Raw genomic sequence first — 22,361 nt, 5'->3', positions numbered from 1 at the left:
TGTTAATTTCGTTAGTTGCAATTTATTCATTGAATAGTTGCCAAAGTGTTGAAGGACATCAAAAGAAGGACTATTTGGATGCGGACGCTCCGGTGGCACAAAGGGTAGAAGACCTGTTGTCCAAAATGACTTTGGAGGAAAAGGTGGGTCAAATGAGTCAGTATGTGGGGTTGTTTCATCTAAAGAAATCTGCTGATCTCAACACCCCGATCGACCTAATGGCCGATGATGCCAACGCATTTTATCCCGGTTTGAGTGGCAAGGACCTCTATGACTTGATTAAGGCGGGCAAAATTGGTTCGTTCCTACATGTGCTGTCAGCCAAAGAAGCCAATGAACTACAAAAAGCTGCGCAGCAAACCCGGCTGAAGATTCCATTACTCATTGGGATAGATGCCATACACGGAAACGCACTATATGAAGGGGCAACTGTTTATCCCACACCATTAAGTCTGGCATCTACCTGGGATACTGATCTCATCAAGAGGGTGGCACAGCAGACCGCTAAGGAAATGCGTGCCACAGGATCGCATTGGGCTTTTTCTCCCAATGTGGATGTGGCCCGTGACCCCAGGTGGGGTAGAGTAGGCGAAACTTTTGGAGAAGATCCTTACCTGGTGAGTGCCATGGGTGTCGCCATGGTGGAGGGTCTTCAGGGCGAGGATTTCAGTAAACCTGACAATGTGCTGGCATGTATCAAGCATTTCGTGGCGGGAAGCGAACCTGTGAATGGGCTGAATGCTTCACCAATGGATGTGAGTGAACGTACCCTCCGAGAGATTTACTTTCCCCCATATCAAAAAACCATCGATGCGGGTGCTTTCACAGCCATGGCAGCACACAACGACATCAATGGTGACCCATGCCATGGCAGCAAATACTTGCTGACGGACATGCTCAGAGGTGAAATGGGATTTGATGGGTTTGTGGTGAGCGACTGGATGGACATAGAGCGACTCAAAACGGTTCACCGTGTGGTTGACTCTCAGAAAGAGGCCTGTTATCTTACGGTGAATGCGGGCATGGACATGCACATGCATGGTCCGGATTTTCTGGAGCCGGTAGTAGAGCTGGTCAACGAGGGTCGCCTAAAGGAAGAGCGAATCGATCAGTCGGTGCGCAAAATTCTCGAGGCAAAATTCAGGTTGGGCCTTTTTGAAGACCCTTTTGTCAATGAAGACAAAATTGGCGAATCCATTCACACCGCGGTGCACACCTCTACGGCGTTGGAGGCGGCTCGCAAATCCATTGTGCTATTGAAAAATGAGAATGTCTTGCCCTTATCAGCAGATAAAGTGAAGAGTATCCTCATCGCCGGGCCCAATGCCGGTAACCACAGCTTAATGGGAGACTGGAGCTTTGAGCAGCCAGAAGATAACATCACTACAGTGCATGAGGGCTTTGCATTGGTCAAACCACAAGATATAGACCTCAACTACTACAACATGGGTAAGCAGGTGACCGAGATCACGGATCAGCACATTGCCGAGGCGGTAAGCAGGAGTGAAAACAATGACGTGATCGTGGTGGTGGTAGGCAGCAATTCTCTGAGGTATGAAAGTAAGCTTAAGACCAATGGTGAGAATGTTGCCCGGGACAACCTCGACTTAATCGGCAAGCAGCAGCAGTTGGTGGAAGCACTACATAAGACAGGCAAGCCGGTGGTAGTTGTTTTGGTTAATGGCCGACCGCTGGGAGTGGAGTGGATTGCAGAAAATGTACCCGCCGTGATAGAGGCCTGGGAGCCCGGAAGTGCCGGTGGGCAGGCCATTGCAGAGGTTGTTTTTGGTCAGGTAAATCCATCAGGAAAACTTCCCATCACCATTCCACGCAATGTGGGGCAGGTACCCTCTTATTACAATCACAAGCGTGCGCACTATGTCAAAAAATATAAATGGTCCAAAACTGGCGCGCTATATCCTTTCGGTTATGGTATGAGCTACAGCAAGTTTACGTATGGTGATCCAGTGTTGTCAACGGCTGAAATAGCGGCTGGTGATGCTGTGCGGGTCAGCGTGGATGTGACCAATACGAGCGATCTGGAGGGAGAGGAAGTGGTGCAGGTGTATGTAAGTGATCTCTATAGTTCAGTCACCCGACCAATGAAGGAGCTTAAGGCCTTCGAGCGCATCAGTTTGTCCCCCGGGGAGACCAAAAGTGTGACTTTTGAGCTGAACGAGGAGGCATTCGCTTTTTATAACCTGGACATGGAAAGAACAATAGAAGCCGGAGCGTTTTTGGTATCCACAGGAAGTTCTTCCGCCAATGAAGATTTAAAATCAGCTAAACTTATCATCCAATGAAAATCAAAATATTCGCGTTTCTCATCCTTTTTGGGTCAATCATTTCTGGATGCAATACCTCCAATGAAGAGATTGGTTCTTATGATTTGATCGTTTATGGAAGCACTTCATCTGGCATTATTGCGGCGTACACGGCTGAGATGAAGGGGCTAAAAGTGTTGCTGATTTCTCCCGACAATCACCTGGGTGGCTTGACTACCGGAGGCCTGGGGTATACCGATATTGGGAATAAATATGCCATCAAAGGCCTCGCGAAAGACTTTTACAGACGGATAGGTAAAGAATATGGTGTTTTTGAGCGCTGGATATTTGAACCTGGTACCGCCAGCAAAGTTTTTGATGATTACCTCAAGGAAGCAGATGTAGAAGTACTCTATGGATACAGGCTGCAGGAGGTATCCAAACAAGGCGCTTCTATTCATGAAATCACCCTGTCCCGAGATAAGGTTGATCATTCGTTGACTTTGGGCGCCCGGGTTTTTATAGATGCCAGCTATGAAGGAGACCTTATGGCCAAAGCTGGAGTGTCATATACCGTGGGGAGAGAAAGCAACGAACAATATGGGGAAACCTACAATGGAGTACAGCTAAGAAAACGACATCAATTCCCTGATTTCATAGACCCTTACAAGATCAAAGGGGATTCTTCAAGTGGTTTGATCTGGGGAATCAGTCCTGCTCAGGTGGCTCCGGATGGCACAGGTGATCAAAAACTACAAGCCTATAACTTTCGCATCTGTCTCACCAATGATGCTGCCAATCAAGTACCTATTTCCCGTCCTACAGACTATGATTCTTCCCGGTATGAGATGTTGCTGAGGTTGTTTGAGGCACAGCCAGACAGGCGGTCACTTAACGATTATTTTATTTGGAGTAGGATGCCTGGAGGCAAAACAGACATCAACAATCGCGGAGGTTTTTCTACAGATATGATAGGCATGAACTATGACTATCCTGAGGCCTCTTACGAGGAACGCAAAGCCATAGTAGAAATGCACGAAAGTTATACCAAGGGATTGCTTTACTTCTACAAAACAGATCCGCGCGTACCTGAGCAGCTTAGAAAGGAGATGCAGGATTGGGGATACCCAAAGGATGAATATACTGATAACAATCACTGGTCACCTCAGCTATATGTGAGGGAAGTTCGAAGGATGGTTGGGCAGACGGTCATGACGCAGCATCACTGTCAGGCAAAGGAAGTGGTGAAAGACCCGATTTCCCTGGCAGCTTACACGATGGATTCGCATAACTGTCAGCGTGTAGTGGTGAAAAAGGACGGTGTGGCCATGGTGAAAAACGAAGGGAATGTAGAGATCGGAGGCTTTGGCCCATATCCCATTGGGTATGGTGCTCTGGTGCCTAAGCAAACGGAATGTGACAACCTCTTGGTGCCTGTTTGCTTGTCTGCCAGTCATATCGCTTATGGTTCTATCCGAATGGAGCCCGTCTTTATGGCTTTGGGGCAAGTGGCTGCATTGGCAGCTGCTGAGGCTATAGAGGAAAAACAAGCGGTACAAGCTGTTGATCATCTTCGGATCCAAAAGTCGTTGATCACAGACCCTCTTTCTGACGGCTCTCAGCCTGAGATTCTCATTGACAATACGGATGAACGTGTGATTGTGAAAGGTGATTGGCAGGTCGTTTCCAAAGACTGCTTTGGTCAGGATGCATTGGAAGGTAAAGGCACCGGAGAGGTTACATTTCCACTGGAAGTTACTCAGTCCGCCTCCTATGAAGTATTTGTTTACTTCAGCAAAATTGCGGGCGTGTCACCTAAAACCAGCGTAAAATTCCGCATGGGTGATGAAACCAAAACACTCGAGATTTTAGTCGATGACGTGGAGGTAATCGGACAGACATCAGGAGAATGGATCTCAGTTGGAGTTCATTTGCTGGATTCTACAGGCCAGCACTCGGTATCTATCCAGGCAAATGAAGACGGTGTAGTTCGTGCCGATGCAGTATTGCTCGTCCCTCAAAAAACGGTTGGGTCATGAGGATCTTTCTCTGGATCTTCCTGGCTGGCATTGCAGGCTTTAGTTGCAATACTCAACCTCAGCAGCGAAGTAGTGGTCCATATGACGAGCAAATAGACTCTATACTCCAGAAGATGACCCTCTATGAAAAAGTTGGTCAGATGTATCAGTGTCTGGGTAGGGGACACGCCAGGGTGGGAGATGGCGAAAAGGCACGTGACCTCATCGAACTGGTAAAGGCCGGTGGAGTAGGCTCCATACTTGTGCCGGGAGATGTGCATGATGTAGAGGAGATGCAGCGCTTTGCAGTGGAAGAAAGCCGTCTCGGGATTCCACTCTTTTTTAATTATGATGTAATCCACGGTTTCAAAACCATCTTCCCCATGCCCCTGGCGCTATCATGCTCATGGGATACAGCTATGGTACGCCGTGCGCACCAGATCGCAGCTTTGGAGGCCGCAAGTGCGGGCATTAGTTATAATCATGGACCAATGGCGGACGTTTCCAGAGACCCAAGATGGGGAAGGGTGATGGAAGGAAACGGCGAAGACCCGTTTCTCTCATCGCTTATGACTCAGGCGGCTATTCGAGGATTTCAGGGAAATAGTGGGTTGGACGACCCGCAGACGATCATGGCCTGCGTCAAGCATTTCATTGGGTATGGAGCCGTAGAAGGTGGTCGTGATTACAACACTGCAGATTTTGGTGAGGAAACCCTGAGAAACATTCACCTGCCTCCGTTTCAGGCGGCCATTGATGAAGGCGTTGCGTCAGTGATGACCTCTTTCAACGTGGTGGAGAGTGTTCCCACAGTGGCCCATGAGCCCCTTCTGAGAGCTGTTTTACGAAAGGAATTGGGCTTTGAAGGAATTGTGATTTCCGATTTTGGGAGTGTAGGGGAATTGATCAAACATGGCTATGCGACCAATGCGAGCGAAGCTACAAATCAGGCTTTGACGGGTACAGTTGACATTGAAATGCAATCGAGAAATTATCATGAAAATATTCAACAGCTGATTGATTCTGGTGAGTTGGACGAAAGAATAATTGATGAAGCCGTAGGCCGTATACTTCAAAAGAAATTTGAATTAGGGTTATTTGAAAATCCTTACCGCTTTGCAACAGCTGAGCAAACAGACAGTCTTACCCTATCTGAGACTCACCGTAAAATGGCTCGTGAGTCCGCTGAGCGGTCTATGGTGCTGCTTAAGAACAATGGCGTTTTGCCAATGGGCAACTCGGTTAAAAACATCGCGATCATAGGACCTTTTGCAGACTCAAAAGATATTCTGGGGAGGTGGTCTGCCAAGGGGGATACAAGTGATGCGATTAGTCTTTATACAGGAATGAAAAACCAATTTCCAGGAGCCCATATAACCAAGCTGAATGTTGGCGATTTTTGGAAAGAAAGTCCACTGAAAGAGGCTGAAATTATCAAAGCAGCAAAGAACGCAGACTTGGTTTTGCTGGCGTTAGGTGAGCCAAAGGAAATGTCAGCCGAGGCTGCCAGCCGAGCCACGCTTGACATTCCCGGTAATCAAAATCGAATTGCCGAACTGGTAAAATCTACGGGCAAGCCGTCGGTATTAGTGTTGTTCAATGGCCGACCGCTCACCATCTCATGGTATCAGGAAAATGTAGATGCCATTCTGGATGTTTGGTTTCCAGGAACAGAGGGTGGTAATGCCATTGCCAGAGTGCTGGCTGGTGAGTATAACCCATCAAGTAAACTCACCATGACGTTTCCTCGCCATGTAGGGCAAGTGCCATTGTACTACAACCACTATAGCACAGGTAGACCGGCTGCCTCCTCTCAGTATTCTTCCAAATACATCGATATTCCCAATGGTCCTCTTTACCCGTTTGGTTTCGGCCTGAGCTATACCACTTTTAGCTATTCAAACCTAAAACTGAATAGAGAGAATATTACCCTAGGTGACCGCATAGAGGCGTCTGTTACCGTGACCAACATCGGAAATGTAGAGGGGGAGGAGATAGTGCAGCTGTATATCAGAGATCATGTGGGAGAGATCGTCCGACCTGTTAAGGAGTTAAAAGGCTTTCGGAAAATTCTGTTGAAACCAGGCGAAGATCAACAACTCTCCTTTGTGATAGATGCCAAAATGCTTCAATATTGGTCTTCAGTGAGCGACGATTACATTACAGAATCTGGTATTTTTTCGGTTATGGTTGGCCCAAATAGTGCCGAGGTATTGTCACAAACATTTGAATTAATTCACGAATAATATGATAACACTTTGCATTTCAATAGTCGTATTGGTTGTTGGATATTGGATTTATGGGAATGTTATTGAGAAGATATTTGGTATACAACCTGCGCGACCAACACCTGCGGTTTCCAAACCTGATGGAGTGGATTTTGTGCAACTGCCTACCTGGAAGATTTTTCTTATTCAGTTTCTGAATATCGCTGGTTTGGGGCCCATTTTTGGAGCGGTGGCTGGTGCACTTTGGGGGCCTGTTGCTTTTCTGTGGATCGTACTGGGCAGCTTGTTTGCCGGTGGTGTGCATGACTATTTCTGTGGCATGCTGTCTGTGCGACATGGAGGGGAGAGTGTATCTGAGGTGTCCGGGTATTATCTGGGTAATTGGATCAAACAGTTTATGCGTGGGTTTACGGTATTGCTTATGATTATCGTGGGCGCAGTGTTTTTATTAGGACCTGCCAAAATACTGGCGGGAATGACCGAGGGCTCTGTTAACTTGTTTGGATGGACAGTAATAATTCTTGCTTACTATGTGCTCAGTACCATTTTGCCTATTGACAAGGTCATTGGTAAGCTCTACCCTATTTTTGGGATGGCGTTGTTGTTTATGGCTTTTGGCCTGCTCGTCGCTATGATTTGGCAGGACATGAAGGTACCGGAGCTGAGCCTGGCCAGTTTTACCAACTATCACTATAAGCCCGGGTCTTTTCCGGTATTTCCAATGCTCTTTGTCACCATAGCGTGTGGAGCTATTTCGGGGTTTCATGCCACACAGTCTCCCCTGATGGCCAGGTGTATTACCAATGAAAGACAGGGGAAAACCGTGTTTTTCGGAGCCATGGTTACTGAGGGAGTAGTTGCCCTCATTTGGGCAGCCATTAGCATGAGTTTTTTTGGAGGTGTGAGCGAACTGAACCTTACGATGCTTGAGAATGGAGACAATACCGCTTTTATGGTGAATGAAATATCCAATGGGGCATTAGGTACCCTGGGTGGGTTGCTGGCAATTTTGGGCGTGGTGGCAGCTCCGATTACATCGGGTGATACTTCCTTCAGAAGTGCTCGCATCATCATTGCAGATTTTATGAAATCAGATCAGAAGTCAATTAGAAATCGCCTGTTGATCAGTGCTCCTCTTTTTATAGTTGGGTATTTATTAACGCTGGTCAACTTTGGGGTGATCTGGCGGTACTTTGCCTGGACTAATCAGACCCTGGCTACCGTGGTGCTCTGGACGGTCACCGTTTATCTTATTCGTGAAAACAAAAACTTCTGGATCGCGCTCATTCCATCGGTATTTATGACAGCCGTAGTGGTTTCCTACATTTTGCTGGCTCCCGAGGGTTTTTCATTACCTGTAGATGTGTCTGTTTTCATCGGGATACTCACATCATTCGCCCTTGTAGTGCTGGTAATGTTCAGAAGTAAGTCTTTGAAATTAGCCGGAAAATTGAATTGATATGAAACGGATTGTAACCCTTTTGTTTACTATTGGATTGATCGTAGTATCCTGTGATCAGAGAAAAAAAGATCAACCCAGGCAGCCAAACATTCTTCTCATTATCAGTGACCAGTTGAATTGGGATTTTTTCTCTGCTGTGGGGAATGAGTACGTTCATACCCCCAATATTGATCGCTTAATCAAGCGCGGAGTAAGATTTGATCGCTCATACGCAATCAACCCTGTTTGTATCCCTTCACGAGTAAGTATGTTTACTGGTCAAAGACCCACTTACTTTGGTTTTCATATACCCAAAGGGATTGAAAATGAACAAGTAGATGTGCGAGCCTATGTGAAGAGCCATCAGATAGCTAACGAATTGAAAACCGCCGGCTATCAGGCTTACTATGGAGGGAAGGATCACTTTGGGTGGAGAGATTATGCTTTCAAACCTGAAGACCTTGGATTTGAGGTTTACTCAAATGGCAAAGAATACCGGGGGGTGGATTGCGTACCTAAAGCTATTGCAACCCTCAAAAGGCATCGGGAAGAGCATTCAGGCCAACCCTTTTTTATGGTCACTTCCCTGATGAACCCACATGATATTTGCTATGCTCACATCAGGGACAATCAGTTTGATTTGGAGAAGATCAATGAGCGGACTGATGGGGGTGGCTGGCAAGATTTGTTAAGGGAATCTGTGCTTGCCAACCTGAGAATACCAGAGGGCGAAACGGGTGCTGGTGGTTTTGAACCTATCAATTATTATTTGGATAATGCGCCGCCACTGCCTGATAACTATCTGCCACAATCGGATGAGCCGAGTGTTATCTCTGGAATTGGAGAAGAGGACAAAGGGATGGCTGCCTCATTTGGCCGTTATAGAGGTCAGTACGATTCTATCGACTGGAGGCTTCACCGTTTTGCATATGTGAAGTTTGTAGAGGAGATTGATCGGGAAGTAGGTGAACTATTAGCAGGCCTGGAGGAAGCTGGATATGATGACACCTATATTATTTTTACCAGCGACCATGGCGAGCAGAATGGAGCTCATCAAATGGCGGGGAAAGGTTTTTTTTATGATGAGGCTTGTCATGTGCCGTTTATAGTATCCCACCCCGACTTTAACGAAACTGTGGATAGTACGAATTTGGTTTCTAATGGATTGGACTTACTGCCTACTATTTTTGGCCTGGCTGGTGTGCAACCAAAGGTTCAATATGAAGGAAAGGACATATCCAGAATATTTTTAGGACAGCAGTCAGAAATCGATCGGTCATATATTCCAGTAGAGTTTTCCACAGGTATGGGCATCGTCTCCAAAGACTTCTATTATGGCATTTATTACAATGGGAAGGAGCATAATGAACAGCTCTATGACATGCGAAAGAGACCACTTCAGATGGTCAATGACGCGTTGGATTCGACGTATCAGAAGGATTTGACTGATCATCGAGTGGCTTTTGGCCTAGTGAATGAACAAACTTTGAGCGCATATAAGAACCCAGAGGGTTTTTATAGACACTTCAAATAATCTGTTTTGAACAGGTTACTGGCGAAAAATACTTCTTTATACTATTGAGTCAAGGAGCACGGAATTTCCGTGTTCCTTCTTTAAGAGTAAGATTTTGATGGAATAAAACATATTTTGAAGTTTAATGAGGTTATTTATGAATACACGATTCTCACTTTTAACTGGCTTGATCTTGGTTGCATTGCTAAGCGCACAGGCCAGGATCACATTGCCGGCCATTGTTTCTTCAAACATGGTACTCCAGAGAAACACAACGGTTGTCCTCTGGGGATGGGCTGACCCTAATGAGAAATTCATACTGGAAGCCTCGTGGATTCAGGAGCCATTGGCGCTGAGCGCAGATGCCGAAGGCAATTGGAAGGTTGAAGTAGCCACCACTGGAAGTAAGGAAACTCAAACAGTTAAGATCAAATCTCAGGACGAAACAATAAACCTTGAAAACATACTTTTCGGAGAGGTTTGGTTGTGCTCGGGACAGTCCAATATGGTGATGCCCGTTCGAGGGTTTAATGGTCAGCCAACCTTTGGGAGCAATGAGGCGATTTCCAAATCAGAAAATTCTAAAATCCGTCTATTTGTGGTACCGCAGATCGGAGCAAAAACACCTCAAAGTGAAATTGGAAAAGCAGCTAGTTGGGAACTGGCGTCACAGGAAAGCGTGTGGAAATTCAGTGCGGTAGGATACTTTTTCGGTCAACAATTACAAGAAATTTTGGATGTTCCTGTGGGACTCATTCAGTCAGGGAGGGGTGGTAGCCGGGTGGAGGCTTGGGTTAGTAAGGAGGCTCTGAGTGAGTTTCAGGAAGTGAACATTGAGGATGCAGACATGGCAAAATCAAGGGTCGTCCCGACAGCACATTTTAACGGCATGATCAACCCGATTATTCCCTATACAATAAGAGGAGCCTTATGGTATCAAGGGGAGGGCAACTACACCAATCCTGAGAGTTATAAAAAGATATTCCCAACCATGGTTGAGGATTGGAGAACCCGCTGGGGGATCGGTGACTTTCCTTTCTATTTTGTGCAAATCGCCCCGTACTTCTACAACAAACCTGATGTTTTTAACACCAATTCAAACTCTGCTTTCATGCGAGAAGCACAGCTGGAATGTGTAAATCTAATTCCAAATTCAGGTATCGCAATAACTTTGGATGCAGGAGAACAATTCAACATCCACCCAGCCAAGAAAAAGGAAGTAGCCGACAGGCTGCTGTATAACGCACTGAGTCAGACCTATGGATATGAGTATGTTGACGGAACATCTCCGGTATACGACGCTCTGGAAATTCAGAATGATAAGATTCTCTTAAAATTCAAAAACGTGGATAGAGGCCTTTATGCTTTTGAAGAGTTGTCCGGATTTGAGATTGCTGGAGAAGACCATGTGTTCTATCCCGCCAAGGCAGAAATTGTCAATAGAAGGGATGTGCTTGTTAGGTCGGAACAGGTGGCTGAACCATTGGCAGTGAGGTATGCCTGGAGTAATTGGGTGGTTGGCACATTATATGAAGATAGTTTTTTGCCTGCCTCGTCTTTTCGAACAGACGATTGGGAGGATGCGACCAGATCACCTAAAAAAGAATAATGAGAAATCTGTTACTACTCGTTTGTGCTTTTGCATGGCAGTCTCAGCAATTAGAAGCCCAACAATTACCCAATATTCTCTGGATCGTCAGTGAGGACAATAGCCCATATATCGGGTGCTATGGAGATAGTCTGGCTACTACTCCCAACATTGATCAGTTCGCCAAGGAAGGTCACCTCTACACCCGGGCATATGCAAACGCCCCCGTATGTGCCCCAGCCAGAAATACGATTATTACCGGAGTTTATGCCAACTCCAATGGCAATCAGCACATGCGGAGCAATTATCCGCTATCGGATACTGTTCGCTTCTTTCCCGAGTATCTCCGAACCCTGGGCTACTACTGCACCAACATGTCCAAGAAAGATTACAATACTTCCACTACTGATGCTTTTTGGAATGAATCTTCCCGCGAGGCACATTATGCCAATAGGGAAGACGGTCAGCCGTTTTTTCATGTAGTCAATACCAGTATTTCACATGAGAGCTCTTTGCATAGGGTTCTCCCCGATTCATCACTAATACACCGTCCAGAGGAAATGGTTTTGCCGCCTTACCACCCCGATTCCAAAGAAATTCGGCATGATTGGGCGCAGTATTATGATCGGATCACCCTGATGGATCAACGTGTGGGAGAAATCTTAAAAGAATTGGAAGAAAGCGGTCAGGCAGAAAATACCATGGTCTTTTATTTCAGCGATCATGGAGGTGTATTGGCAAGAAGCAAGCGCTTCGTGTACGAGACAGGCACACATGTTCCATTTATCGTTCGCATCCCTGAAAAATTCAAAACGCTGAGGCCGTCGGAGGTTGGAGAAGCGGTAGATGAGCTCATAAGTTTTGTGGATCTGGCGCCAACCATGCTGAGCATAACAGACCAGTCCATCCCTGATTATATGCAAGGCAGGGCCTTTTTAGGTCCGAAGAAAACAGAAGAGCCTGAGAATGTATACATGTTTCGGGACAGAATGGATGCGAGTCATGATTTGATTCGGGCAGTCAGAAATAAGAAGTATCGCTACATCCGAAATTATCTCCCATATGAGATTTATGGACAATACATCGAATATTTGTGGAAGGCTCCATCTGTTAGTTCCTGGGAGCAGGAATGCACAAAAGGAAATTGCAATGAAGCGCAAATGACTTTCTGGAAACAAAAACCGAAAGAGGAATTATACGACACTGAGAACGACCCGTGGGAAGTGAATAACCTTGCCGAAAATCCGGAGTATGAAAGCGTTTTGGTAGAAATGAGAGCGGCTAATCGGGCTTGGGTATTGAATATTGGAGACACGGGATTTGTTCCGGAGCAGATGCTCTTGGATGAAGTGAATCAATCAACGACAGCAGCCTATGATCTCATGAGAGATGGGACATTCGACCTGGAGTCCATTCTGAATTGGGCAGATCAATCCTCAGGTTCAGCAGATGTTGATTTTTATTTAAAAGGATTGAAATCAGAAGAAGCGCCTATTCGCTTTTGGGCGACAGTTGGTTTGAGAATTCATCAAGATCAACTAAAGAAGAAGCATGAAAAAGCGCTGAAGCGAGTTTTGAAAGATGAGTCTCACGATTTGGTAGTGGTAGCCGCAGAAACCCTTTACCTTCAGGGAGAGACAGATTTAGCACTCGATGCGATCAAAAGGGTTCTCAATCAAACGGCTAAGCCTTTTAGCCGTGCAAGAGCGTTGAGCTTTATCCGCGAGTTTGAAATAGCTGATGACACCGTCAAGGCAACAGTGCGGTCTACCTACAACAATTCGATTGAGAGAGACCGATTCAGGTATGACCTGTTGGCTTCTGAGGCCCTGATGAGAAAATGGGGTGTTTCTGCCAGATAATGCCATTGTTGGCAATTATTTCATGATTTCTGACACTTTATTGAAGATAGTTTTATCATTTAATGAATTGATTTGAGCTTACCCAAATTAATAAATGATGAAAAAACTTTTACTAGTATTCGGAGCACTATGCTCTGTTTTAGTTGCTCAATCTCAAGGTGTGGAGGTCTCCATCGAAGAGAGCGGCGGAACTTTTGAACTGTATCGCGATGGTAGCCCTTATTACGTAAATGGGGCCGCTTTCAGCGGTCATTTTCTGGACTCACTTTCAGTATATGGAGGCAACTCCATTAGAACCTATTCCACGGATTCATCTACGATAGACTTGCTAAACAAAGCAGATTCGTTGGGTATTACGGTTACCATGGGACTCTACGCAGGGCGTGAGGAAGATTTTTTTAACTATAATGATACCGCGGCAGTCAGTGCACAACTAGAGGATTTTAGAAATTATGTGAGAATGTACCGCGATCATCCGGCAGTACTCATGTGGTCCATCGGGAATGAAGCAGACGCCAGCTATACCAACTATCGATTGTGGGATGCTGTCAATGACATTGCAGCAATGATCCATGAGGAGGACACACTGCATCCTACCATGACGGTGTTGGCCTCTGCCCATGATGTGGATATTATTGAAATCAAGGCAAGAGCTCCGGAAATAGATGTACTGGGGATCAATGTATACAAAACCCTCGATAATTTGGAAAATCAGCTGACCACCAATGGCTGGACCAAACCCTACATTGTGACAGAGTGGGGTGTGGATGGTACCTGGCAAACAGATGAAACCGCATGGAATGCACCCATTGAGCTTAGTAGCACGAGTAAAGCTTATATCTACCGAACACGTTATAGCAGCTATATAGCGGCCAACCCGATGGGACAATGCCTGGGATCTTATGTATTTGTCTGGGGGCATCAAAATCACGGAGAAGTAGAGTCATGGTATAGCCTGTTCACCGTCAATGGAGAATCAACAGAAGTAGTAGAGGCTATGCAGTACTCATGGACGGGTAGCTATCCGGCAGAGCGAGCACCTCGTATTACTCAGATGGTGTTGAATGGTCAGGAGGAAGGTGATAATGTACGTCTTTCAGTAGGAAGTATGAACTGGGCCACTGTAGATGCGTATGACCCCAATGGTGATGGTCTCAGCTATGAATGGTATGTGGTCAAAGAAGGATATGACCTGGATGACGCGACTTCCGGTGAGAGTCTTCCCGGGCTTGATGGGCTGATTACCTATCAAAGCGATGATAGTATTGCCTTTTCAGCTCCCTCTGAAAAAGGAGCATATCGCCTATATGCGGTTGTGCTCGATGGAAATAGCAAAGTTGCTTTAATGAACATACCTTTTCAGGTACAATATGCCACAGATCTTTTGATGGATTATGAAGGAACAGGAGCGTTACTTTTAGACTCTTCCGTGGGGACGTACAGCGTGATAGCAAACCCATATCAGGAAACAGGTAATTTCACTGACTCGGTAGGGCGATATGTAGCTCCCGGGTCAGATCCTTATGATAAGTTTACGTTTTCCAGCGGAGTGGCAGTAGAGGATGCCGGGAAGTTCAAGAATGGTGATTTCAAAGTAAGGATGGAATTCTATACCGATGCACCCATAGGTACACCCTTGCAGCTCAACTTTCACAATGCCGCAGCTGCAGCAGGGAGTTATCCCGCAGGTAGAAATAGTGTGTATAAAACCACAGTGCCTGCACAGAATGAATGGAGATCTATCACATTCGACTTCTACAACATTCCAGACCCGTCCATTGGAGACCATTTGGTGGACCAGCTCGTGTTTGCCTTCGATGCAGGTACCAGCTCTTCATATACTTACTATTTTGACAATATCAGGATTGAAAAAGAATCTGAAGATAAACTGTCATCTGATATCGTTTTTGAGAACTATGAAACGACCAGTGTTATCACTCAGCTGAGCGCGAGTGGAAGTTATTCCGTAGTAGCCAATGAGTGGATTGAGAGCGTAAACAAAACGGACTCCACTTCCATGTATATCAGAAACAGCGGAGCGACTTATGATGGGCTTACGTTTGTCAATGAGGCGATTGAAGATGCTTCTGAGTATGAGTCGGAAGCCAAAGCATTTGCTATTAACCTCAGAACTGCAGCACCAGTGGGCACGCTGATGCAAATTCAACTGAGAAATGATTCCATGCTGGGCAGCTCGCCGGCAGGTAGGCATAGTATCTATGAAGCCAGAACACTAAAACAGAGTGAATGGCACAGGGTAATCTTCAATCATGTAAGCTCACCCGACGCAAGTGTTCCAGACAACCTTGTAGACCGGATGGTATTTTTGATGTCACCTGGAATAGCCACAGCCGATACTTTTTATATAGATAATATTCGCACGATAGGTGTCAATGTTTCTGTTCCTTCATTACCAGATCCCTGGGACAATACTGATATTGGGTCAGTAGGGCTTGCTGGTAGTACTGTAGACAAATATTCTGGTCAGGTTTTCGTGATTCAAGGTTCGGGTAGTAATATTTGGGGAAGTGCCGATGAGTTTCAGTACGCCTATCAGCCCTTTTCAGGAGATGGAGAAATCATCTCCATGATTCCTTCAATATCACCTGATGTAGATGATTATATGAAGGCAGGATTGATGTTTAGAGAGACGCTTGATGCCGACTCAAAGCACGCAATGGTGTACATCACTCCGGAAAATGGGAATGCCTATCAGACCCGACAAAGCACTGGCGGAACTTGCGTAAAAAGTTCCGACGCAACCAGCATTGATCGCTGGTTGAAGCTAAAACGATCGGGGGATTTATTTGAAGCCTACCAATCCAATGACGGGAACACCTGGGCACTTATCGATAGCTCCACAGTTGTTATGAGTAGTGATCTCTATGTTGGCCTGGCGGTTACTGCTCACGACAATACCAAAAAAGGTAAAGCGACATTCAGGGATATATCCATAAGCTCGGCTAGTGGGGCTCGTTTGACCACTACGTGGAAACCAGTGGAATCACCAAAACTGTCTATTTACCCCAATCCTGTAGAAAATCACCTTCATGTTACTGTGGATGGAGGAGTGGATTATCTCGATGTTTTCACCCTTCAGGGTGAACGGGTTCCAGTAAGCCAACAAACATCGCAAGGTATGACTCAGATTGATATGAGTCATTTGAAATCGGGCGTTTACTTGCTGAGACTAAGTGTAAGTGGTAAGCATTATAACCGTATGGTGATTAAGCGATAATGGTAGTTGATTAAGTGGATATTGGGTGGAGAAAACAACAATAATCAAATATTAGTTGGTCCCTACGGACTACATAAAGCCACTCGCCAGAGTGGCTTTTTTTGTGTAGACAATTGTCGTGGTGGATTTTATAATTTTTGAAAGGGGAGAGAGAGCCCCTTGCTGAAAGGAATTTTCATCTCTTTACATGCAATATATCCGTCAGTGAGATAGAAAGTCGTCGGTGTTGGTGGGGCTTTGAGGCTCAAAATTTATGCTTATCTTTCCACTCGATTAATGCCCGATTTTTCTGATTGTATCACCGAAATCCACTTTTGATGGTATTTAATGGCTTGTTTTAGCACAGACGGAACTGTTCAGAACAAAAAAATGTATAAAAAGTGGCTAAAGTTTTGAAGAGATTATAATTTAGAATAAACTGGTCATTATCGACACCAAATTATTATAAGGACATGGACTTGCTGAATAACTTTAAGGAAATAGTCATTGAAAAACCGGGAGATAAGATCATCAAGCAGATTAAACAGTTGATCTCTTCTGGTCAATTGAAGCCGGGTGATAGGCTGCCTGCTGAGCGTATGCTTAGTGAGCGTTTCGGCGTAGGACGAACCCATGTGAGAGATGCTATTCGCAAGCTTGAATTTTACGGTATTTTAAAGACGCTCCCACAGAGTGGCACCGTGGTGGCTGGTTTTGGAATCGGGGCCCTTGAGGGGCTTATATCAGACGTTCTTGAGTTGCAGGGCAGCGATTTTCATGCTTTGGTAGAAACCAGGGTGCTTTTGGAAGTGAATGCTGCGCGGTTTGCGGCCATGCGCAGGACCAATGACGACATTGTGTCTATCGCCAGTGCATTGTCGGATTACGAAAAGGTTGTTTCGGAGGGTGAAAACTCGGTGGAGTGTGACTTGTTGTTTCATTTGAAGATAGCCGAGGCTAGCAAGAACCCGGTGCTGACCTCCCTGATGTTGATCATTACGCCGGACATTCTTACCTATTTTAAGGAAAACAATGTGTGCGGGGGCGATCGCCCGGTTACCGCGTTGGACGAACACTACAAGATATTGGAGCACATTGAGCGAAAAAGACCTGAAGAGGCTGCCGAATCGATGAAGGAGCACCTGAGTGATATTTTGAATTTTTCATTGACTCAAAGTAAAATAATAGACGGATCAGCAGTGGCCGAAAAATAAACAAAGATTCAGGAGAGGTGGAGTCGTTGATTTAAGTCAAAGACATCTCCTGCTTCGTGTGAGATTTGTAGTAATGAAATAAAAAAGGCTGCTTCACGAAAGTGAAGCAGCCTTTTTTTGCACAAGTGCGCTGAGCGCTTATTTGAAATCGATAACGTAATTATCTGTCCAAACTTCACGGGTGCCATCCACAAGTGGATCATCACTGATCAGGAAGAAAAGCACTTTGTCAGTGGTTGCTGTAAATTCCATAGAATAGGTTTGGAACTCACCTTTAGCTGCTGTGGCGTAGCTGGTTACCGTAACCTTTGCCATCGTATTGGCTTCTGTAATAGCTGCCTCGGTTTTAATTTCCTCTGTGAGAATGTATGCAGATACCAAATCCACTGCTGGCTGGTCAACTACCTCGGTGGCTGCTTCGAATGTCACTACATAAGTAGCACCAGGAACCACATCAATTACCTGGTAAGCACCGCGCTCCGGACCATAAATTTTAAGACCGTTTGTTTTAGTGCCATCCTCAAGCTTTTTACCGTCAGTGGTCATACCACCAGCTCTGAAGCCTTCACGTCCTGTCCAGCCATCGTCTACAGTTGGTGGCTCCCACATGTCATTGTTGGCCTGGTACATTTCATGGTCAGAAGGGTACAGATCGAAATCACCATTTTCAAAAGATGACTCTGGAATAACGATTGACACTACTTCTTCGGCAGTATCAGTGTCTTCAGCTTCACCGGTTACGGTGAGTGTTACGGTGTAATCACCCGGTGATGTATAAGTGTGTACTACATTGAGTTCGGTAGAAGTGTTGCCATCTCCAAAATCCCAGGCAGAACTTACTGCGCCAGTAGACGAGTTAACAAAGGTCACCTCGAAAACATCCACTTGAGCAACAAAAGATGCAGCTGCAGGTACTGGAGGATCCACTTTTTCATCCTCTCCACAAGATGTAGTGAAGATGAGTGCCCCAAAGGCTAATATAGATGCCGCCAGGCCTCTTGAGAAAAAGGCTGTTGCCTTCTTGTCGGATAGAAATGTTCGTTTCATAATTAATTTGAGTTTAGTAGTAAATAATATTATTAATGGTGCTCCAATGATTGGTCGACCAATATAGAGTATAGAAAGTTGTATTGCAAGAAATCAACCCAAATGGTGTTGAAATTCTCTTTTTTATAATTTTTACACTTTTAGTATTGGATTATTTATTGAATTTTTATTTTACTGAAATGCTACAGACTTCCTATTCTGAATGCTTTAGGAATTGTGAATGGTAGTCATTCCATTTTTATCAGTCACTTCTTCATTCATTAGCTCCAGGTCAAGATATAAGATGGCTTTCCTTATTACATTCATGCTTTTTGCCTCTCATTCAGATGAATGGAAAAACGAATTTAGTAATATGTGATTGGTAAATTAAGCAATTTTAAATTGGCAGACCAATTTTGAGTGAAAAAAATTCAATTCTTGTAATTCCTCACAGTGTGTTCTGGGGAGATCTGAGCAGCCGGAGGGAATGTGTAAAGATCATTGATTAGAGGTCGTGGGGAGTGGAAAAGAGGAAACGGCACGGGTAAGCATTCCGGCGGTTAGGATCCAGTAGGAATTGTACGGCATTACTCAATATGTGCCGTTCAGGACAGATCACGCCATATTTTCCCATAGAAGTACCTTGCACTTCCAGGTCGGTTTGCTGTGTTGTATTACTTAAACTTCAATAAAAAAATATTTGGTCGACCAATTTAGAAGATTTGTTAAGTAAGAACGCCCCTGAGGGGTTCAAAAAGAGGGGATTGACATATTTTGAAAAAGAATCGCTTTTGTGATCTCGCCACTGAATTATTTTTAATTTCCTTGTGATGTTATTGAAAATAGTTATATTGCTCCCAAGCGCAATTGGTTGACCAATCAATTGACCGATCAATCAGTTCAATTATTTTTCTGTTGTTTAGTTGATTTAAATTATGAGAAGACTATTACTATTGAAGATTAAGAGCAAGTACATGGCGTTATTCGCGATGTGCTTTGTGTCGTATTTAGCGTCTGCACAGATGACTGTGTCCGGCGTTGTTGCTTCGGCCGAGGACGGCCAGGGTATACCGGGTGCCACGGTACTCGAGAAAGGTACTGCCAACGGTACCATTACTGATATGGATGGACGCTATTCGATCACTGTAGCCGATCCGGAATCCGCTGTTTTGCGTGTGAGTTTTGTGGGGTATGTGAACAGTGAGGTGCAGGTGGCTGGCAGGTCTGTGATAGACGTGTCAATAGAGATGGATCTACAGCAACTTAATGAAATAGTAGTAGTTGGTTATGGATCCGTTCGGAAAAGCGATAACACCGGAGCCTTATCTTCGATAAAATCCGAAGAATTAAACGCTTTTCCTGCGTTGAGCGCCGTTCAGACGCTTCAAGGTCGGGCAGCTGGTGTGCAGATCCAGTCTACTAACGGTGGTGAGCCAGGAGCTAACTTCAGTCTTAAAATAAGAGGCGGAAGTTCCATTAATGCCAGCAGTGAACCACTCAGAGTAGTGGATGGCTTTGTAGGAGGTGAAATGCCGCCCCCACAGGATATTCAATCCATGGAAATTTTGAAGGATGCGTCGGCTACTGCTATTTATGGATCACGGGCAGCCAATGGTGTATTATTGATCACCACCAAAAGCGGTACTGAAGGTAAGATGAAAGTTGACTTCAATAGTTCTTATTCTTATCAGGAGGCCAGCGATCGTTTGGACTTGTTATCAGGCGAAGACTTCAGAGATTATATTCTGGAGGTGCTTCCAAATTATGATTACAATCCCGATGTGGATACCGACTGGCAGGATGAAATATTAAAATCAGGTCATATTTGGAATAATCAGGTATCCGTAAGTGGAGGGAGTCCTTCATCGAAATATTACATATCTGCTACCCACTTTGAGCAGGAAGGGGTTGTCGTGAATTCGGATTATGAGCGCTACTCGATTACCAGTAATTTGTCCTTGAAGGCCTCTGAAAGAGTAAATCTTGGGGTGAATCTTTATGGTAGAAGGAGCATTCAAAATGGTGTGCTTACCCAGGAAACCACCGGCGGATCAAGCAATACAGGGGTGTTAGGAGCAGCAGCCAGATTGGAGCCTGACACACCAGTGCGCGATGCAGATGGTAATTATACCCAATCCAAACTGGGAGATAATATAGACAACCCGGTGGCCATTGCCAATGGCATTGATCGGGAGAGAATTACTGACAGATTTCAGGTCAATAGTTTTGCGGAGGTTAAGATCCTTGATTGGCTGAGTTTCAAATCTACCCTGGGAGCTGGTGTTACTTCTTATAGAGAGGGCACTTTTACTTCCTCACAGCTTGGAAGAGGAGGCAATGGTGGTATCGGAACGCTGGAGTTTGATAAGGCGATCAATTTGCTGACGGAAAATTACTTCACTGTCAAAAAGGACTTTGACGGACACCGAATCAATTGGGTGAATGGATATTCTTATCAGAAATCACAGGACGAAGATCTGCTGGCTACCTCGAGTGACTTTGTTTCTGAGGCAGTGAGCTACTGGAATTTAGGTGGAGGTGCTACATGGCCTGCTCCAAATTCAGGAACCTCGACAAGAATATTGAAATCATACTATTCCAGATTGAACTACTCCTTATTCGATAGATACGTGTTTACAGTCACTGGTCGATATGATGGTGCTTCTAATTTCGCTGCGAATAACAAATGGGCATTTTTCCCATCCGGAGCAATAGCTTGGAACATTGGTGATGAAGCTTTCATGAAAAACTTTAACCCAATCTATTCTATGAAAATCAGAACCAGTTATGGTCTGACAGGTAATCAGGCCATTGGTGCTTATGGCTCTTTGGCAACCTTACGTTCGCAATATTCAATCAGACCAGGCGAAGGTGCTTTTATTTTGGGCACATTGGCAAATCCTAATCTGACCTGGGAGACTACTTCTCAGCTGAACGTTGGAATGGATGTTGGATTGATGGATGATAGGATCAATTTCACTGTGGATTACTACAATAAACTTACCAGTGATCTACTATTTGATCGTCCGATTCCATCGTTTCTCGGTGTAGCAGGAACGGCCACGCAGATTCAGAATGCTGGTGAAGTTAGAAACAAGGGTCTTGAAGCTGTTATCACCACCCGAAATGTGCAACGAGCAAACTTCTCCTGGACCTCCAATTTTGTTTTTTCCATGAATAGAAATGAAATAGTGTCATTGGCTGACACAGCCGGGATTCAATATGAGGACGCTCCGGGGCATTTCAATATCGCTTCTGGCTTTCAGCTACTGGAAATAGGAGAGCCTGTAGGTGTTTACTACGGTTTTGTCTATGAGGGAGTGACCCAGGCCGGTGATCCTCTGCTGGATGGCTCAGATGGAAAAATAGGCGGAGAGCAGTTTGCAGACTTGAATGATGATGGAATACTGGATGACAATGACCGAAAAATCATTGGTAATCCACATCCGGATTTTGTTTGGTCGTTGAACAACAACTTCACCTACAAGAATTTCGATTTGAACATTTTCCTTCAGGGTGTTCATGGTAATGATATGATGAACCTTACCAGAATGGAACTGGAATCTTTTAGAGGTACCTGGAATGTGTCAACTGCCGCGCTTGACCGCTATCATCCGATAGACAATGCTCAAGGGACTATTCCTTCAGCAGATACAGACAGAACGCTAAAAGTAACCTCTCGCTGGATAGAGGATGGTAGTTATTTGCGTGTAAAGAATATTGCCCTTGGCTATACAGTGCCATCATCCTTACTTGATAAGGTCAACGTGCGATCACTAAGGTTTTATGTAAGTGCACAGAATCTTTTGACATTCACTGATTACTCTGGGCTGGATCCGGAAACTGCCTACAATAATTCAACAAGTAATGCTGATTCCAACAGGAATCTGGGACTGGATTATGGTAGTTACCCTAACGTGAAAACCTATACTGTGGGTCTAAACCTGGGTTTTTAAACAATTGACGGTTGTTTTATTTGTCAGTTTCTAA

11 protein-coding genes are annotated in these 22,361 nt (G+C 45.0%); 10 read left to right on the top strand and 1 reads right to left on the bottom strand.

Translation table 11 applies throughout. From position 1 onward, the window contains the following. Positions 1 to 29 precede the first annotated feature (29 nt). The 9 genes from RIH33_RS08505 to RIH33_RS08465 all read left to right on the top strand — a co-directional run bounded on the left by RIH33_RS08505 (position 30) and on the right by RIH33_RS08465 (position 17,345). The gene (locus RIH33_RS08505) at positions 30 to 2,303 is read left to right on the top strand and encodes a glycoside hydrolase family 3 N-terminal domain-containing protein (RefSeq protein WP_406650460.1); all 2,274 of its coding nucleotides are present in this window, start codon (positions 30 to 32) and stop codon (positions 2,301 to 2,303) included. Next, a complete protein-coding gene (locus RIH33_RS08500) occupies positions 2,300 to 4,303 on the top strand; it encodes an FAD-dependent oxidoreductase (protein WP_406650459.1) in 2,004 nt (667 codons plus the stop codon). Before RIH33_RS08505 ends, RIH33_RS08500 begins: the two co-directional genes overlap by 4 nt. Further along, positions 4,300 to 6,528, top strand: a complete 2,229-nt coding sequence (locus RIH33_RS08495) for a glycoside hydrolase family 3 N-terminal domain-containing protein (protein ID WP_406650457.1) — start codon at positions 4,300 to 4,302, stop codon at positions 6,526 to 6,528. The genes RIH33_RS08500 and RIH33_RS08495 overlap by 4 nt, the downstream gene beginning before the upstream one ends. 1 nt (position 6,529) lies before the next feature. Next, entirely contained in the window at positions 6,530 to 7,969 is a 1,440-nt protein-coding gene (locus RIH33_RS08490) for a carbon starvation protein A (protein ID WP_406650455.1), read from the top strand. A 1-nt stretch (position 7,970) separates the two neighbouring features. Then, entirely contained in the window at positions 7,971 to 9,485 is a 1,515-nt protein-coding gene (locus RIH33_RS08485) for a sulfatase (protein ID WP_406650453.1), read from the top strand. Between the two features lie 172 nt (positions 9,486 to 9,657). Continuing rightward, positions 9,658 to 11,073, top strand: coding sequence for a sialate O-acetylesterase (locus RIH33_RS08480; RefSeq protein WP_406650452.1), 1,416 nt, complete (start codon positions 9,658 to 9,660; stop codon positions 11,071 to 11,073). Next, on the top strand, positions 11,073 to 12,914 hold the full coding sequence (locus tag RIH33_RS08475; protein WP_406650450.1) for a sulfatase: 1,842 nt from the start codon (positions 11,073 to 11,075) through the stop codon (positions 12,912 to 12,914). The genes RIH33_RS08480 and RIH33_RS08475 overlap by 1 nt, the downstream gene beginning before the upstream one ends. Positions 12,915 to 13,008: 94 nt before the next feature. Continuing rightward, positions 13,009 to 16,152 carry a T9SS type A sorting domain-containing protein gene (locus tag RIH33_RS08470; RefSeq protein WP_406658707.1) on the top strand — a complete coding sequence of 1,048 codons (3,144 nt, stop codon included), beginning with the start codon at positions 13,009 to 13,011 and terminating at the stop codon, positions 16,150 to 16,152. Positions 16,153 to 16,604: 452 nt separating this feature from the next. Then, positions 16,605 to 17,345, top strand: coding sequence for a FadR/GntR family transcriptional regulator (locus RIH33_RS08465; protein ID WP_406650447.1), 741 nt, complete (start codon positions 16,605 to 16,607; stop codon positions 17,343 to 17,345). Positions 17,346 to 17,483: 138 nt separating this feature from the next. Here RIH33_RS08465 and RIH33_RS08460 read toward each other — a convergent pair whose 3' ends face one another. Further along, entirely contained in the window at positions 17,484 to 18,392 is a 909-nt protein-coding gene (locus RIH33_RS08460; RefSeq protein WP_406650445.1) for a PKD domain-containing protein, read from the bottom strand. Positions 18,393 to 19,306: 914 nt separating this feature from the next. Between RIH33_RS08460 and RIH33_RS08455 the strand changes: the two genes are divergently transcribed. After that, positions 19,307 to 22,327: a SusC/RagA family TonB-linked outer membrane protein gene (locus tag RIH33_RS08455; protein WP_406650443.1), complete on the top strand. Its 3,021-nt coding sequence runs from the start codon at positions 19,307 to 19,309 to the stop codon at positions 22,325 to 22,327. Positions 22,328 to 22,361 lie beyond the last annotated feature (34 nt).

Origin of the sequence: Marinoscillum sp. (genome assembly GCF_040222955.1) — a bacterium.
Classification (GTDB): Bacteria; Bacteroidota; Bacteroidia; order Cytophagales; family Cyclobacteriaceae; genus Marinoscillum.
The sequence above is the reverse complement of the archived record's forward strand: the minus strand, read 5'-3'. Positions and strand labels throughout refer to the sequence as shown.

Bases quoted from the DNA above. Each gene is read 5' to 3' on its own strand.
- RIH33_RS08495 (WP_406650457.1), top strand. From the start codon at position 4,300: ATGAGGATCTTTCTCTGGATCTTCCTGGCTGGCATTGCAGGCTTTAGT.
- RIH33_RS08465 (WP_406650447.1), top strand. From the start codon at position 16,605: ATGGACTTGCTGAATAACTTTAAGGAAATAGTCATTGAAAAACCGGGA.
- RIH33_RS08455 (WP_406650443.1), top strand. From the start codon at position 19,307: ATGAGAAGACTATTACTATTGAAGATTAAGAGCAAGTACATGGCGTTA.
- RIH33_RS08490 (WP_406650455.1), top strand. From the start codon at position 6,530: ATGATAACACTTTGCATTTCAATAGTCGTATTGGTTGTTGGATATTGG.
- RIH33_RS08460 (WP_406650445.1), bottom strand. From the start codon at position 18,392: ATGAAACGAACATTTCTATCCGACAAGAAGGCAACAGCCTTTTTCTCA.
- RIH33_RS08485 (WP_406650453.1), top strand. From the start codon at position 7,971: ATGAAACGGATTGTAACCCTTTTGTTTACTATTGGATTGATCGTAGTA.
- RIH33_RS08470 (WP_406658707.1), top strand. From the start codon at position 13,009: ATGATGAAAAAACTTTTACTAGTATTCGGAGCACTATGCTCTGTTTTA.
- RIH33_RS08500 (WP_406650459.1), top strand. From the start codon at position 2,300: ATGAAAATCAAAATATTCGCGTTTCTCATCCTTTTTGGGTCAATCATT.
- RIH33_RS08475 (WP_406650450.1), top strand. From the start codon at position 11,073: ATGAGAAATCTGTTACTACTCGTTTGTGCTTTTGCATGGCAGTCTCAG.